The sequence below is a fragment of the Terrisporobacter petrolearius genome (genome assembly GCF_020748185.1).
In the GTDB taxonomy this organism is placed as follows: Bacteria; Bacillota; Clostridia; order Peptostreptococcales; family Peptostreptococcaceae; genus Terrisporobacter; species Terrisporobacter petrolearius.
This window is the reverse complement of the sequence record NZ_JAHZMO010000105.1, coordinates 1-815: the sequence shown is the minus strand read 5'-3', so window position 1 is coordinate 815 and position 815 is coordinate 1. Positions and strand designations below refer to the sequence as shown.

Below are 815 nucleotides of genomic sequence, written 5' to 3'. Positions count from 1 at the left end.
TAAAATGGACCCTTTGTCAAGGACACTAGAAAAAACGACTGGCTAAGCCGTCATTAAAAGTTGACTTCTATACTTATTAGGAGTCAGCTTTTTTAAATTCCATTGACATCTATAATTATTGTAATAATCCATATAATTATCTACCATAAATTGTAATTCTTCTAATGTATTGCAACTTTTATAGTCTATTTCATCTTTCATATGACCAAAGAATGATTCTTGAGGAGCATTATCCCAACAATTGCCTTTTCTAGACATAGATTGTCCTAAATTGTATTTTTTAAGAAGTTTTTGAAAAATAGGACTTGTATAATGGGACCCTTGATCAGAATGAACAAAAGCATCTTTATGTAATTTTAATGATTTTAAGTTAATTAAATTATCTATAGTTTTAGTTACGATATCTATAGCTAAACTATTTGATAAATTATAGGCTAATATTTCATTAGTTGAAGAATCCTTTATTGTTGATAAATATGCCATTTTACAATTGCCGTAAGGCATATATGTTATATCTGTTAATAAAACTTTCCCCGGAATTTTTTGTTTAAACTTTCTATTTAGCATGTTCGGAACAACTCGATGTTCCTGAGTAGCCTTCATCATACGTTTTTTTGTATTAGCTTTACGTATCGGACAAATAATATTATACTTCCTCATTATTCTTTGAATTTTCTTTCTGTTCATTTTTATTCCAAATTCATTTTCTAATGTCATCTTTATAGACCTAGAGCCTCTTTTATATCCACGGTGATTAAATGCTTTTAATATAATATCTCTTGATTTTATATCTCTATCTTCTTTTATATCCCTAT

General features: G+C 27.7%; 1 protein-coding gene. It reads right to left on the bottom strand.

The window, feature by feature from the left end:
• Positions 1 to 42: 42 nt before the first annotated feature.
• Positions 43 to 815: IS3 family transposase (locus K0040_RS19835; protein WP_228110415.1), on the bottom strand; the 773-nt coding region annotated here is incomplete at its 5' end.